We start from the raw sequence: 13,139 nt of genomic DNA, 5'->3' as shown, positions 1-13,139 counted from the left end.
CTCAGGGGGTTTCCACGGCTGCCAGCAGAGCCCGGAGCACCTCTTCCACATCGATGCCATCGGCCTCGGCCTCGTAGGAGAGGATCAATCGGTGCCGCAGGACATCCGGTGCTACCCGCTTCACGTCATGGGGTGTGACATAACGACGGCCCTCGAGCAGGGCGCGGGCACGGGCGGCGCGACTCAAGAAGATCGATGCCCGGGGTGAGGCACCAACGGCCACTGCACCGCTTGCCGGACGCTTCTCGGGAATTTCGAGGTTGGCCCCCGCAAGATCCGGCTCCCGCGTCGCACGCACGAGCCGCACCGCGTAGTCGATGACCGGGTCGGCGGCATGCACCTGTTCGGCCGCAGCGCGCAACCCCAGAATTTGATCCGGGTTGGCGACTGCGCGCACCTCCGGCGTGCCGGCGCCATCGCGGGCGACGATCTCGCGCTCCTCGGCCGCATTCGGGTAGTGCACGCGGAGCTTCAGCAGGAAGCGGTCGACCTGCGCCTCGGGCAGGGCATAGGTTCCCTCCAGATCGATGGGGTTCTGGGTGGCCATCACCAGGAAGGGATCCGGCAGCGGAAACGTCTGATCTCCGATCGTTACCTGGCGCTCTTCCATGGCTTCGAGCAACGCGGATTGAACCTTGGCAGGCGCGCGATTGATCTCGTCGGCGAGGACGACTGGCGAAAAGACAGGGCCTTTGCGCACCTCGAAGCGTTGCCCATCCGGGACGAAGATCGGTGTACCCACGAGATCGCTGGGCAGGAGGTCCGGGGTGAATTGGATGCGACGAAAACCCAGGCCGAGGACCTGAGCCAGGGTGCGAACCGCCGTCGTCTTGGCCAGCCCGGGTACGCCTTCGACCAACACGTGGCCTCCGGAGAGCAATCCGATCAGGAGACCCTCGACCAACCCCTCCTGGCCGACCAGCACCCGAGCGATCTCCTCGCGCAGGGCCTTGATGACCAGTTCGGCACCATCCATCGCGTCGTGTGCGTTCAACGGCTCATCCTGGTTCGGGTTCGAGGCTGACAGGCGAATCCGTGTCTCGATGATATGACGCCTGGGCTTGGCTTACCGTTTCCGCTTTATTCGCTCGACGATCGCGGTCGTTCGCGCGCCGGCGATCTGCCGAAGGCGCCGCACTTCGCCCTGGAAGCCAGGGGGTAGATCCTGGGCCTCGAGGACGGCCAGCGGCCAATCTCCGCCCTTGGCGAAGACGTCGGGCGAGAGGGCGGCCAGCGTGGCGCGGGGCGTGGCTCCTCCGAACACCATCACCCAATCGACGCATTCGAGAGCCGCCAGTACTTCGGCCCGTTGGCGGGCGGGTACGATCGGGCGCTCTGGGCCCTTGAAGCGGCGCACGGAGGTATCGCTGTTGATGGCCACCACCAGTCGGTCGCCGAAGCTGCGTGCCTGCTCCAGGCTTCTCACGTGGCCGACATGAAGGAGATCGAAACAACCGCTGGTGAACACCACCCGCTCGCCGCGCCGTTGGGCACGGCGAACTGCCGCTCGCGCGTCGTTTCGCGTGACGATCTTGCTGCGCGCGTTCGTTCGGTTCACGAGTCCTTCCTTTCCTCGTCTACAGCAGGCTGCGACCGGCTGGTGGAGGGCAGTAGCACGGATTGGATGCGCTGGATCCCCCCCCAGACGAAGCCCGGAAGATCCTCCAGCACGAAGCTGGCCGGGCCCACCGCCGTAATCGATTTCACGGGAATGATGCCCACCTTCGGCTTGCCAACCACACCTTGGATCGTGAAGTAGGCACCCACCAGGTTCCGGTTCACGCCGAGCAGTACACGATTGACGAGGGGCAGCCGGTCGATCATTCGATCGAGCGTCGGGAAGAAAAAGATTCCTAGCACGCCCTGGAGTGGATGGGGATTCTCGACGCCGAGCTCCACCGAAGCGCCCATCCGGAAGGTCGGAGCAGCGACGGTCAGGACGTCGCTGCGCAGGCGGCCCGATTCGATGCGTCCACTCAGATCGATGGCTTGGTAGGCCACGCGATCTCGGCTTCCGAAGGGATTCCACCGATCGCTGGCGAGGGTGACGGCGAGCATCAGTGGAAGCTTGCGGTGTAGCGTGCCGTCTCGGGCGTGCAGCGCAAAACTCCCCTGCGAGGAAGTCAACGGTGGGTGGTCTTCGAGCAGCTCGCCGGCGACGTGGATCGCTCCGTGCAAGTTGCCGGTGAGTGCGTTGGCGCCCAGCCCCGAGGCGCGCCACAAGTCGTCGATCGGCATGCCCTCGAGTACGACCCCGGCATCGTAGAGTACGCGGTCTTCGCGGCCGAACTCCAGATCCGCTTTGCCGCGCACTTCGCCCTTGGGCGCGAGTTCGATTTCCACCTCTCGCAAGGAGAGCTCGCTGCCGCGGGCCGAGAACGTTCCCGAGCCCCCGCGGATGCTCCAATCGCCGAGCTGTGTCGCCCGCACGTCGAAACGTCCGCGCGCCCAGATGCCTCGCGGCGCCGTCGGTTGCATCGGTTCGAAGGGCGGGCCGACCCGCAGATCGATATCGATTTCACCGTCATGCCAGTCGTCGGGTACGCCCTCGCGGAAGTCGATTTGCGCCGTCACCGGCATCCCGGCCCAGACGGCGTGTTGGATGTCGATGTGGATGCCGCGGTCCGCTGGCGGGGAGGTGGGGAGGATGTCGGCGACAAGCTGCTCGAGGGTGCAAAGCAGAGCCGGATGGGAGAGCCAATCCGCATCGACCCGAACGGCTTGCCAGGTAGGAGCGTGCGGTTTGTCGCGCCGGGAACGCACCCAATCGCGGATCGCGTCGAAGCCCGGCAGGGGGGGGACATCGCGCGGGCGGATGCATTGAATCTCGTCGCTGGAGTGGATCTGAGCGAGGCCGCGGACCCGTCCCCGGATCATGGGGAGAGACTTCCCGCGGAAATCCGCTCTCAGGGAGCGCAGGTGCAACTCGTCGCCGCGGAAGGATGCCTTGGCGCTGACATGTTCCATGCGGTCGGAATCGCCGACGCGAATCGTGCCCTCGGCGAGGGAGAGATCGAGGCGGACTGCGCCAGGGCGGGCGAACACCTTGCCAGAGAGCAGCTCGTTCCAGCCGGTTACGGTGGTCTCGGTCTCGACACGTAGCTGTTCGATCCGGCCGCTCTCCAGGCGCTCGAAGACCAGCTGCACCGGCTCGCGCACTTCCGGCGGGAGTTCCGCGATCCGCGCGCGGAGCTCGGAATTCAGGGCGAGATCTTCCACAGCCAGAGCCAGGCGCACGGAAGAGCCCTCACGAAGGGGCACACCGAGGCGGCCGTCCGCGTGGATGCGGATGCCGTGGTCGTTCCATTCGCCTCGGGCCAACCGCAGGGCGGTTCCGTCGAGCTTCAGCTCCAGGCGGAGCGCCGGGGTGGGAAGCTCCACCTGCCACGCATCGCCTTTCGCGGGCTGGACGCGGATGGCGAGGTGTGGCCCGCGCAAGTGGATGCCCAGTTCGTGCGGTGCCGTCGGCGTGGAATGCCAGATCAGCTTGCCTCGGATCTTCCCGGCAAGGTGGGCGGGAGCGGTGAGCGGTGCCCAAGCCGCCGTCTCGATCTCCACCAGGTCGAGCTCCGCCTGAACCTGGCTTTCGTTCAGGTCGAGGCTCAGCTCGAAGCGCCCCCCGTCCGGACCTGTTCCGGCCAACCCGATCCGGCCGTTGTCGGGCCCGCACGTCAGGGCGCCCTGGAGATCGCGGATGTCGAGGGGCTCGCTTGCCGAAGGCCCGGTCGCGACCAGATGCCCTCCCAACAGGTCGATGTCGGGAAGCTCGCAGAGATTCTCCCGGAGCCACTCGGCCGTCTCGGACAGGCGGGAGTTCCACTGCTCGAGGATGCCTTCGCCGCCCGCGCCCTGGCTGGAGTCGTCGCCCGCCGACCCTGCCAGCCGGATCTGCGGCTCTACGAGGACGAGCTGGTGGACCGGCGTGTCCCCCAGGAACCAGGCCAGCAGATCGACCTCCGCGTGGATCCGGGCCACTTCGAGGCCTGGACCCTGCGGCCCCGGCCAGCCGTTCGCGTGGTGGATCTCGAGGTGGACCCACGGCCAGCTCTGGCCACGGCGCAGTTGGGTGTTGGCGATGGTGACCTGGGTCTCGAGGGCTTCGGATAGCCCCTCCTCCAGGGCGGCTTCCAGATACACAGGGCCCAGCCGGGAGGCGGAGACGAATCCGACTCCCACCGCCGCCGCGAAGATCGCGACGAGAAACACCACGATCAGGCCGCGACGCAAGCCAGGTCCTCACCGAAGGGGCGACTCTCGGCCTCCATCAGGCGCGGAGCCGCCCGCGAGCGGACGGTAGCAATCACCCCGAGTCCAATCACCCGCGGGGAAAAAGGTTCACCAGGGTGCGAGAAACATGCGTTTCGCGCTCCATCCCCCTGGGAAACAAACGTCTTCATAGCGCACCAGGATCTCCCGAAGGCGGCCCAAGCCTTGATTTTTCCTAAAGAAATTCCGCCCGAAGACGAAAAACCATGCATTCGGGCGACTTGCGCCAGCGAAGGCTCCAACGGGGAACGGCGAGTGAACGACGAGAGCAGCGGACATTTTCCCAACCGGGTTCGAGAGCTTCGGGAGAACCGCCTGATGACCCAGGCTCAACTCGCGCGTAAGGCCAAGGTCGCTCTACGCACGATTCATAGTGTCGAGAAGGGCATGAACTGTCGGATGGACACGAAGCGAAAGATCCTGCTCGCCCTCGGAATGCGCTTCGAGGACAAGGACCAGGTCTTCCCGTCCGCCCACCGTCGCCCGCCCTCGCCTTTCGACCCGACCGGATCTCCTTTCGGCACGCACTAGCCCCCGGTCCGGTACCCTCTTCCCCCTTCTGCATGACGGGGATCGGGAGGGCGGACCATTCCGGATCGGCAAACGCTGCTGGCGGACGTCGCCGGAATCGTCTCGCGCTCGCATGATCTCCGCGAAACGCTCGACAACGTCGTCGATCTGGTCGCCAAACAGCTAGACGCCGATGTTTGTTCGGTCTATCTGACCGAAACCGATCTGCGTCATATGAGGCTCCAGGCAACGATGGGTCTCGATCGCAGCGCCGTCGGTCGGGTGCGCCTGCCGCCCGGTGAAGGGCTGGTGGGTCACGTTGCAGGCGAAGGGCGTCCGATCGCCTTCACCGATGCGAAGGATCACGCCGCCTATCGCTACTTCCCCGAAACCGGAGAGGAGCGCTACGCATCGCTGGCTGCGGCGCCGTTGATCGTCCGCGGCTCCGAAGGCGACCGGGGCCTGACGATCGGTGTGTTGGTCGTGCAGACGCTGGAAGAACGTGTTTTCACCCAGGATGATCTCGGGCTGCTCGACACCTGCGCGCGGTTGCTCGCGCCGGTCGTCATGAACTCCCAATTGTTGGCGTTGGTTTCAGGGAGTTCCGACGATCGCGCGCGCATTACGGCAGAACTCGGCGAGGCCGGCCTGCACCCGCCCGTCAGCCCAGGCGAGGCCGAGCGTGGAGTCGAGATCCTCGGCATCCCGACCTCCCGCGGAATTGCCATCGGTCCGGTGCATTTCCTGGATGACGTGGTTGATCTGGATCGCATCGATTACGCACCGAATCCGGATCCCGAAGTCGAGTGGGCCGATCTGAGTGGCGCTCTCGAGGATGCGCGGCGGGAGCTCGATGGCCTGCGCAACGATCTTGGCGATCGCTTCGGTGCCGAATTCGGAGCCATCTTCAACACCCACATCCAGATGCTCGAGGACAGCGGCTTCGTGGCGAAGCTCGAGGCAGGCGTGCGCAGTACCGGAAGCGCCCTGGCCGCTCTGCGCCATGTGCTCGAAGAGTACGCCCAGATGTTCGCCTCGATCGAGGACCCCTACTTCCAGGAACGCGGTAGCGATGTGCAGGAGGTGGGCCAGCGCGTGATCGCGCGCCTGCTGGGTTTGCGACATCAAGCAGCCCAGCTACGTGAGGGCTCCGTCGTCGTGGCGTCGAATCTGTTGCCGGCTCATTTCGCCCTGCTCGATCCGGAGAAGGTCACGGCGATCGTTTCCGAGCACGGCGGCCCTACGTCTCACGGTGCGATCTTTGCGCGCGCGTTGGAAATCCCGGCGGTTACGGGTGCCGCGGGCGTGCTCGAGGCGGTGCGCTCCGGCGAGGAAGTGATCGTCGATGGCGATTCCGGTCGCGTCTTTCTCTCACCCGACGAGAGCCTTCGAACCGAGTATCAGCGCGCCCAACAACGTGCCCAGGTTGCTCTCGAGCACCTGGATGCCGTGGCGGATCGACCCGCCGAAACCTGGGATGGCCACCGCGTGCGCCTGACGGCCAACGTTGGCCTGCTCTCGGATCTTCGCCTCTGCGAACGCCACGGGGCCGAGGGTGTCGGCCTGTTTCGTACCGAGCTGTTGGCGCTCGTGCATCGCGGTTTTCCCAGCGAGGACGAGCAGCAGCAACTCTACCTGGGCGCGGCCGAGGCCATGTCGCCAAGGCCGGTGACGATCCGCACGCTCGATCTCGGCGGCGACAAGGCCGTTCCGAACCTCGAGGTGGAGGATGAGGAAAACCCGCAGCTTGGCTGGCGATCGATCCGGCTTTCGCTCTCGCATCTGGAGAGCTTTCGAGCCCAGCTGCGAGCCATCCTTCGCGCGAGCGCCATCGGCAACGTGCGCATCCTGCTTCCGATGATTTCGCAGATCGGCGAGCTGAGACGCGTCCACGAGATCCTCGAGGAAACCAAGCACGAGCTCCGAAACCGGGAAGTGGAATTCGACGAGAACGTTCCGATTGGCATCATGATCGAAGTGCCCGCTGCGGCGGTCACTGCCGATGTGCTCGCCCGGGAGTGCGATTTCTTCAGCATCGGTACGAATGATCTCACCCAGTACACCCTGGCCGTCGACCGCGGCAACGAGCGGGTCGCCCATCTCTACGATTCGCTCCACCCGGCGGTGCTGTGCTTGATCGACCAGGCGGTACGCGCCGCGGGCCGGGCCGACATCCCGATCTCGCTCTGCGGGGAGATGGCGAACGACCCGCTGGCGGTGCCGATTCTCGTCGGCATGGGCCTTGGCGAACTTTCCGGTGTTGCGAGCGCGATCCCGGTGGTCAAGGAGATCGTGCGAGCCCTCGACATGGGCGAAGCCGTCACCGACGCCCGCCAGGCCCTGCAAGCCGAATCCCCGGCCGAAGTCCACGCCATCGCCGCCCACCGCCTCGAAACCGCCGGCCTCCTGGATCACCCCGATATCGGCGATTGGCTCCGCCGTTCCATCGAACGAAGCTAAGTGACCGCGCAGAGCGGGGACGTTCTTTCCGCTGTTTCCGTTACTTCTCCCGCGAGCACCGAGATTGCGAAACATTCGATCCCCGATGGCGTGACAACGCCCGGGCCACGGTCGAATCGGATACGCCAAGGGCACGCGCCACGGTTCGACTCGGCAGCCCTAGATCCCTCGTCGCCCTCTGTGCTAGGTCGGCCCGTGCGACGGCGATGTGTTGCGCTCTCCGGCCGCGGCCAAGCTCAAGCCGCGACACGCTGTGTTCTTCGCAGACTTCGTCGATCAGTTCATTGAGATCTGTTTGTGCTTTCTCGGGTGTCCGCTGACGCGTTCGCTCTTCGACTTGCCCAGGCGAGAGAAAGGGCGGTGCTTCCCTGAGTTCGGTGGGTGTGTGCATTCGCAGATCCAGGTTGCGGCGAGCCTCGGCCATGCGATCTCCGAACAGCAGCAGCGTGTCTTCAGGGCTCTCGAAGGCTCGCGCTGGCCGAGTGCCAATACACGCGCCGTGTCCGCACCAAGCGAATTGCTCCAACCCTCCAACATCGGGAACCAGCCCCGCACGGACTGGGTTCTGATGGATGTACAGCACCAAGCCCTGGAGGTCGGGCTCCCCATCGACGACCCTGGAGCGATAGCGATTCTGAAAGAGGTGACCGACCCGCTTGTGGCGCGTGTTGAAATAGCGCGCGTAGCCCGTGCCAAGCCTCGCCATCAAACGGGCCAGCGGGGTTGGGCCCGTCTGCAGGGCGAAGTGGACGTGGTTTGGCAGGAAGGCCCATGCGAAACACCGAAACCCGAGAGCGGGGACGAGCTGCTCCAACTTGGTGGCGAATACCTCACAATCGACAGGGTCGTGGAAGATCGGCCGTCGCTCGATCCCGCGCAGCATGATGTGCTGCACGACACCCGGTGCATCTCGTCGGGGTCCGCGCGGCATGGCTGGCTCCGAGGGACCGGGCTTGCTCTCTAACTACTGATTGCTCTTCTGATCTGCCAGCGAAGCAACGGAAACAGCGGAAAGAACGTCCCCGCTCCTGCTCAGGCGAGGTCGGCGATGAGGGCGGAGTGGTCGGAGCCTTCGACGGGTTGGAGCGTGCATTCGACCAGCTCGACGCCACCGGTGAAGATGTGGTCGATGCGGAGCAGGCGCAGGCCGGCGGCAAAGGACGGGCCCCAGGTGGGGGAAGGGCGGCCGCCGCGGCTGCGGGCCAGGGCGTGGGGACCGTCGGTCAGGTGTTCGCACAGGCGCCGATAGGCCGGCCACAGAGGGGTCGCATTGAAATCGCCTGCAACCACACGATGGGCGTGGGGAACGCTTTCGAAGTAGTCGACCAGTCCGGCGATCTGGCCGCGTCGGCGGGGAAGAGTGATCCAGGGCGGGGGATTGCCGTGGGGGGCCTGCAGGTGGACGCCGACGACCTCCAGGGGGGCATCCAGATGGGGCCAATCTCGGGGGTCGAGATGGGTGACCCGAGCGTCACGGTCCGGGAGCGGAAGGCGGTCGACCTGGCCGGGATGGCGCAGTGCGATGCCGGCACCCTCGTGATCGGTGCGGGGGTCGAGCTTTCCGAAGGGAAGGACGGCCTGGATGGCTTCGGCTTGTTCCGGTGCGAGTTCCTGGAAGCAGGCGACGTCGACTCCCAGCCTCTCGATGAGCTGGGCGATCGCGTCGGGCCGGGCGTGGCCGTTGAACAAGTTGGCGGTCATGAGCCGCAGGTGGGGGGTCACGGGCGGATTCGTCTCCAGGCCGGGCCAGTCGCCGGCCCCGGTTCAGAGGCCGGCTTCGAGTTCCCGGTTCAATCGATCGAGCTGGCGCTCGAGGGTGAGGCGGAATCGCTCCAATTCCTCACCCTTTGCTTCTTTCGGCACGATCAAGGGTTCGCCGTAGTGGCAGTGAACCCGTGCGAAGGGCAGGGGGAGGAGGGCCCTGTCCCAGCTTCCGAAGCGGATCGCCGGGGCGGCAGCGATTCCCACGGGGACGAGCCGGACACCCCCGGCCCGAGCCAGGCCGACCACGCCTGGCTTGGCCACGTAAGCAGGGCCGCGGGGGCCATCCGGGAGCATGGCGACGATCTGGCCGCCCCGGACACGGCGGATCATCTCTCGTAGGACGGATGTGGCTCCCCGGGAGGTCGATCCCCGGGGGCTGTCCGCGAATCCGAGGCGTTGCATGACGGCGTCGATCTGGTCTCCGTCGCGACTGCGGCTCACGGGCACGGCGACGCCCCTGTTCCTCCAGAGAATCGCGGCGGCCAGCAGGCCCTGGTGCCAGATCGCGGCGACGAAGGGCGGTTCTCCGAAGGGCGAATCGCCCGTGATGCGGGTTCGCCACGTGGCGCCGAGCAGGCGAAGAAAGCCTGCGCCCAACCGGGCGAGCAGCCCTACCTGAGCACGGTACTGCCACGTGTCACGGGAGCGGCCCACCACTTACCCCCAGAGCGCGATCATCACGACGCCGGTGACGGTAGCGACCCCGCCGAGTAGCCGGCGCCAGGTGGTGCGCTCGCCCAGCAGACCCACCGCGATGGCCAGGGCAAACAGCACCGACATCTGTCGCACGGCCACGACGTAGCTTGCGGGTGCCGTCCGGTAGGCCTCGAGGATCAATCCGTAGCCGACCAATCCGATGGCCGCGGCGACGGCGGCTCGGCCACGCTGCAGGCGCCACGTGGCGCGCAGCGTTCCCGGCTGCAGGCGACGCAGGGCCAGCGGCAAGAAGCCCAACAGCCCGGTGAAGGAGATCAGCAGGTACATCACGAGTGATCTGGGGAGTTCTCCGTGCCAGGGAGAGGCCGATACCTCGGCCATGGTCTGCTTGTCGAGCAGGGAGTAGGCCACGGTGGTCGCGAGGGTGAAATAGGCGAGCTGCAGGCCGCGACCGCCGCGAGGGCCCTTGGGAGCCGTGCCCTGGAGCACCCAGATCCCCGAAGCCACGATGGCGATCCCGAGGCCGCCCAGCAGGCTCAACTGCTCGCCCAGCAGCGGCACCGCAATGAAGGGCAACAACGCAGGAGTCGATCGGATGATCGGATAGGCCAGCGAGAGGTCGGACTCGCCGAGGGCGCGGCTCAGGCCGTACCAATACAGCCCGTGGGCCACGCCCGTCGCTGCCAGCAACAGCCAGACGTGCATTCCGAGTTCCGGGAGTGCCATCCACGGGGCAAGGAGCACGCCAACCGCCACCGTGAGGCTCCCCTGGATCACATTGAAGGCGACGGGATCGCTGCTGCCCTTGATCGAGGCGCTCCACGTCGCGTGCAGCAGGGCGCTCGCCATCACCATCCAGAGCTCAGGGCCATCCATCGGCCCACGGTACTGGATCGCCGGGATGGGTCTCGGCACGTCGGGGGGCTTTCCGGTTGGTTGGGTGTCCGGCTGGAGACTCGAACCACGAACTCGTATCCTGTCCGCCGCAAAGGAGTTGCCGTTTCCATGAGCGCCCCCGCCCCGCCTGCTTCGCGCAGCAGCTTTTCGAATTATCTGGCGCTCACGAAGCCGCGGATCCTTCCGCTCGTGATCTTCACGGCCCTGCCCGTGATGGGCATGGCGACCGGTGGTTGGCCGGCGTTGCCGACGATCCTCGTGGTGCTGCTGGGTATCGCGGTTGCCGCCGCCGCTGCGAACACCCTGAACATGTACATCGAGCGGGATCGCGACGCGTTGATGGAGCGCACCCGCACGCGTCCGCTTCCGATGGCGAGCCTCGGGGCCGGGGCGGCGCTCGCGTTCGGGCTGGTCCTCGCAGTGCTTTCGACCGGGATTCTCTACGTCGCTGGTGGCCTGCCCGCAGCCCTCCTCGGCGTAGCCAGCATCCTCTTCTACGTCTTCGTCTACACGATCTGGCTGAAGCCGCGTTCGGTCTACAACGCGGTCATCGGAGGCGCGGCCGGGGCGGCCGCACCGTTGATCGCGGATGCAGCGGTCAACGGCAGCGTCGGTGTTCCCGGGTTGCTGCTCTTCTCGATCGTCTTCCTATGGCAGCCGCCGCACGTCTGGGCGATCGCGCTGTATCGCGGCAGCGACTACGCAGCAGCAGGTATCCCGATGATGCCTGCGGCCATCGGCCCCGAACGCACCCGATGGCGGATGCTCTGGTACACGTTCGGGCTGGTCGCGATCACCCTGTTGCCCGTTCCCCTGGGCCTGCTGGGGGGCGTCTATGGCGTGGCGGCCGTGGCGCTGAATCTCTGGTTCGTCTGGGTGGGCGTGCAGTTGATCCGCGAGCGCACCGACGACGCGGCGCGGCGCGTCTTCTTCACCTCCCTCGCCTACTTGTTCCTGTTGTTCGGCGCGATGATCGCGGACCTGCTCGTTCGCTGAGGCCGCCGCCAGCGTGGACCTCTCCTTCCTCCCGGCAGTGAACGCGAGCCTGAATGCCGCCGCGACCCTGCTGTTGGTCGTCGGGCGCAGGCGCATCCGGGCCGGCGATGTCGAGGGGCATCGCCGTGCGATGATCACCGCCTTCGGCGTCTCGGCGGTGTTCCTCGTCCTCTACGTCCTGCACAAGGCGGCGAAGGATTTCGAGAACACGACCTTCCATGCCGAAGGCCTGGCGAAGGGCCTGTATCTGGCGCTGCTTGCGAGCCACGTCGTATTGGCGATGACGGTTCCGGTCTTTGCCATCACGCTGATCACGCTGGGCTTGCGGGGACGTCTCTCCCAGCATCGTCGCCTCGCGCGCATCGCCTGGCCGATCTGGGTCTACGTGTCGATCACAGGCGTGGTGATCTTCCTCCTGTTGTATCCGTTGAACCCGGGACCTGTCTGATCGGGGCAGACTGCCCCTCTTCGCACTGAGCCGGAGCGTTCATGCTCCAAACAGGGTCATTTGGGGATTTCTGGCTTGACGAACGGCCTCGTTGCACCGACACTCGGCCGCGATTTCCAACGCTCGCGCGCAGGCTTGCGCGGCTTTGCCGCGCATCGGGGACCTCGGGGGAAGGTCTCACGTGGCCAGTTCTCGGCCCAATGCCGCGGTTGCAAACCTCACAAGGATCAGGATGGCGTCGCCCGAAAGCCGCAGGAACTTCCGCAGGTCTGTCGCAACCCGAATCGCCCTGGCCGTCGCCCTGCTGGCATTCGCGTCGCCGTTGGCGGCCGAGTCCGGTGGAGAGGCCTCGTTCGCCTTGTGTGCGCAATGTCATGGCAGCATGGGCCAGGGCAACGCGTTGTACGCGGCGCCTCCCATCGCGGGTATGGCCGAGTGGTACATCTCCAAGCAGCTTCACAAGTTCCAGGACGGCGTGCGAGGCGCCCACGTCGGTGACGCCGAAGGGCTTCGCATGCGGCCGATGTCGAAGTTCCTGAGGAGCGATGAGCAAGTGGCGGCCGTCTCTGCCTACGTCGCTGGCCTCCAGGCTGCGCCTCAGGCTGCCACGCTGGCGGGCGGCGATCCTGCCCGCGGCAAGGATCTGTACGCCCCCTGCACGGCCTGCCACGGCGCCGAGGGCAAGGGCGACGAGAAGACCAATGGCGCACCTCTTGCCGGTCTCTCCGACTGGTACATCTATCGATCGCTCGAGAAATTCAAGGCGGGAATCCGCGGCGCGGACCCGCGCGATACCGACGGTGCAGTGATGCGCGGCATGGCAATGATCCTCCAGGACGATCAGGCCATGAAGGACGTCATTGCCCATATCCAGACCTTCTCCAACTGAGAGGATCCGATGGCCGGTAGACAATATTCGGGAGAGGAGTACGCGACGCGTCTCTTCCTCATGACCATGGCAGGTGTAGGCGCATGGATCGCAGTCGTCTTCCTGTTCATTCTCTAGCAGGCTGCGGAAAAACCCCGTGCGGGTCCGCCAATCGGTTGGTACACGCATGATCAGGGGGTGAGAGATGCGCGGAACCGATCACGACCAGTCTGCGATGTTCAGCTACGTGTCGCCAGAAGCGCGAATTCCGGC

The 13,139-nt window shown here is 66.0% G+C and carries 11 protein-coding genes; 5 read left to right on the top strand and 6 right to left on the bottom strand.

The window, feature by feature from the left end:
* Position 1: 1 nt before the first annotated feature.
* Both GY937_27140 and GY937_27135 read right to left on the bottom strand, forming a co-directional pair.
* Positions 2 to 976: an AAA domain-containing protein gene (locus GY937_27140; GenBank protein MCP5060390.1), complete on the bottom strand. Its 975-nt coding sequence runs from the start codon at positions 974 to 976 to the stop codon at positions 2 to 4.
* A gap of 90 nt (positions 977 to 1,066) precedes the next feature.
* The gene (locus GY937_27135; protein MCP5060389.1) at positions 1,067 to 2,452 is read right to left on the bottom strand and encodes an adenylyltransferase/cytidyltransferase family protein; all 1,386 of its coding nucleotides are present in this window, start codon (positions 2,450 to 2,452) and stop codon (positions 1,067 to 1,069) included.
* A 2,069-nt stretch (positions 2,453 to 4,521) separates the two neighbouring features.
* Between GY937_27135 and GY937_27130 the strand changes: the two genes are divergently transcribed.
* On the top strand, positions 4,522 to 4,797 hold the full coding sequence (locus GY937_27130; GenBank protein ID MCP5060388.1) for a helix-turn-helix transcriptional regulator: 276 nt from the start codon (positions 4,522 to 4,524) through the stop codon (positions 4,795 to 4,797).
* Between the two features lie 213 nt (positions 4,798 to 5,010).
* Positions 5,011 to 7,236, top strand: a complete 2,226-nt coding sequence (gene ptsP, locus GY937_27125; GenBank protein ID MCP5060387.1) for a phosphoenolpyruvate--protein phosphotransferase — start codon at positions 5,011 to 5,013, stop codon at positions 7,234 to 7,236.
* A 40-nt stretch (positions 7,237 to 7,276) separates the two neighbouring features.
* Here the strand turns inward: ptsP and GY937_27120 are convergent, their stop codons facing one another.
* The 4 genes from GY937_27120 to GY937_27105 all read right to left on the bottom strand — a co-directional run bounded on the left by GY937_27120 (position 7,277) and on the right by GY937_27105 (position 10,572).
* On the bottom strand, positions 7,277 to 8,167 hold the full coding sequence (locus tag GY937_27120; protein MCP5060386.1) for a hypothetical protein: 891 nt from the start codon (positions 8,165 to 8,167) through the stop codon (positions 7,277 to 7,279).
* Between the two features lie 101 nt (positions 8,168 to 8,268).
* Positions 8,269 to 8,958 (bottom strand): hypothetical protein, encoded by a 690-nt coding sequence (locus GY937_27115; GenBank protein ID MCP5060385.1) that lies wholly within the window; start codon positions 8,956 to 8,958, stop codon positions 8,269 to 8,271.
* A gap of 42 nt (positions 8,959 to 9,000) precedes the next feature.
* Positions 9,001 to 9,654 carry a lysophospholipid acyltransferase family protein gene (locus tag GY937_27110; GenBank protein MCP5060384.1) on the bottom strand — a complete coding sequence of 218 codons (654 nt, stop codon included), beginning with the start codon at positions 9,652 to 9,654 and terminating at the stop codon, positions 9,001 to 9,003.
* A 3-nt stretch (positions 9,655 to 9,657) separates the two neighbouring features.
* The gene (locus GY937_27105; GenBank protein ID MCP5060383.1) at positions 9,658 to 10,572 is read right to left on the bottom strand and encodes an EamA family transporter; all 915 of its coding nucleotides are present in this window, start codon (positions 10,570 to 10,572) and stop codon (positions 9,658 to 9,660) included.
* Between the two features lie 90 nt (positions 10,573 to 10,662).
* On the opposite strand from GY937_27105, the gene GY937_27100 reads away from it, so the two are divergent.
* The 3 genes from GY937_27100 to GY937_27090 all read left to right on the top strand — a co-directional run bounded on the left by GY937_27100 (position 10,663) and on the right by GY937_27090 (position 12,887).
* Entirely contained in the window at positions 10,663 to 11,550 is an 888-nt protein-coding gene (locus GY937_27100; protein ID MCP5060382.1) for a protoheme IX farnesyltransferase, read from the top strand.
* Positions 11,551 to 11,563: 13 nt separating this feature from the next.
* Entirely contained in the window at positions 11,564 to 11,998 is a 435-nt protein-coding gene (locus GY937_27095; protein ID MCP5060381.1) for a DUF420 domain-containing protein, read from the top strand.
* Between the two features lie 232 nt (positions 11,999 to 12,230).
* Positions 12,231 to 12,887 carry a c-type cytochrome gene (locus GY937_27090; protein MCP5060380.1) on the top strand — a complete coding sequence of 219 codons (657 nt, stop codon included), beginning with the start codon at positions 12,231 to 12,233 and terminating at the stop codon, positions 12,885 to 12,887.
* Positions 12,888 to 13,139: the final 252 nt, after the last annotated feature.

This window comes from bacterium, assembly GCA_024228115.1.
Classification (GTDB): Bacteria; Myxococcota_A; UBA9160; order UBA9160; family UBA6930.
The sequence above is the reverse complement of the archived record's forward strand: the minus strand, read 5'-3'. Positions and strand labels throughout refer to the sequence as shown.

Bases quoted from the DNA above. Each gene is read 5' to 3' on its own strand.
- GY937_27140 (MCP5060390.1), bottom strand. From the start codon at position 976: ATGGATGGTGCCGAACTGGTCATCAAGGCCCTGCGCGAGGAGATCGCT.
- ptsP (MCP5060387.1), top strand. From the start codon at position 5,011: ATGAGGCTCCAGGCAACGATGGGTCTCGATCGCAGCGCCGTCGGTCGG.
- GY937_27100 (MCP5060382.1), top strand. From the start codon at position 10,663: ATGAGCGCCCCCGCCCCGCCTGCTTCGCGCAGCAGCTTTTCGAATTAT.
- GY937_27090 (MCP5060380.1), top strand. From the start codon at position 12,231: ATGGCGTCGCCCGAAAGCCGCAGGAACTTCCGCAGGTCTGTCGCAACC.
- GY937_27120 (MCP5060386.1), bottom strand. From the start codon at position 8,167: ATGCCGCGCGGACCCCGACGAGATGCACCGGGTGTCGTGCAGCACATC.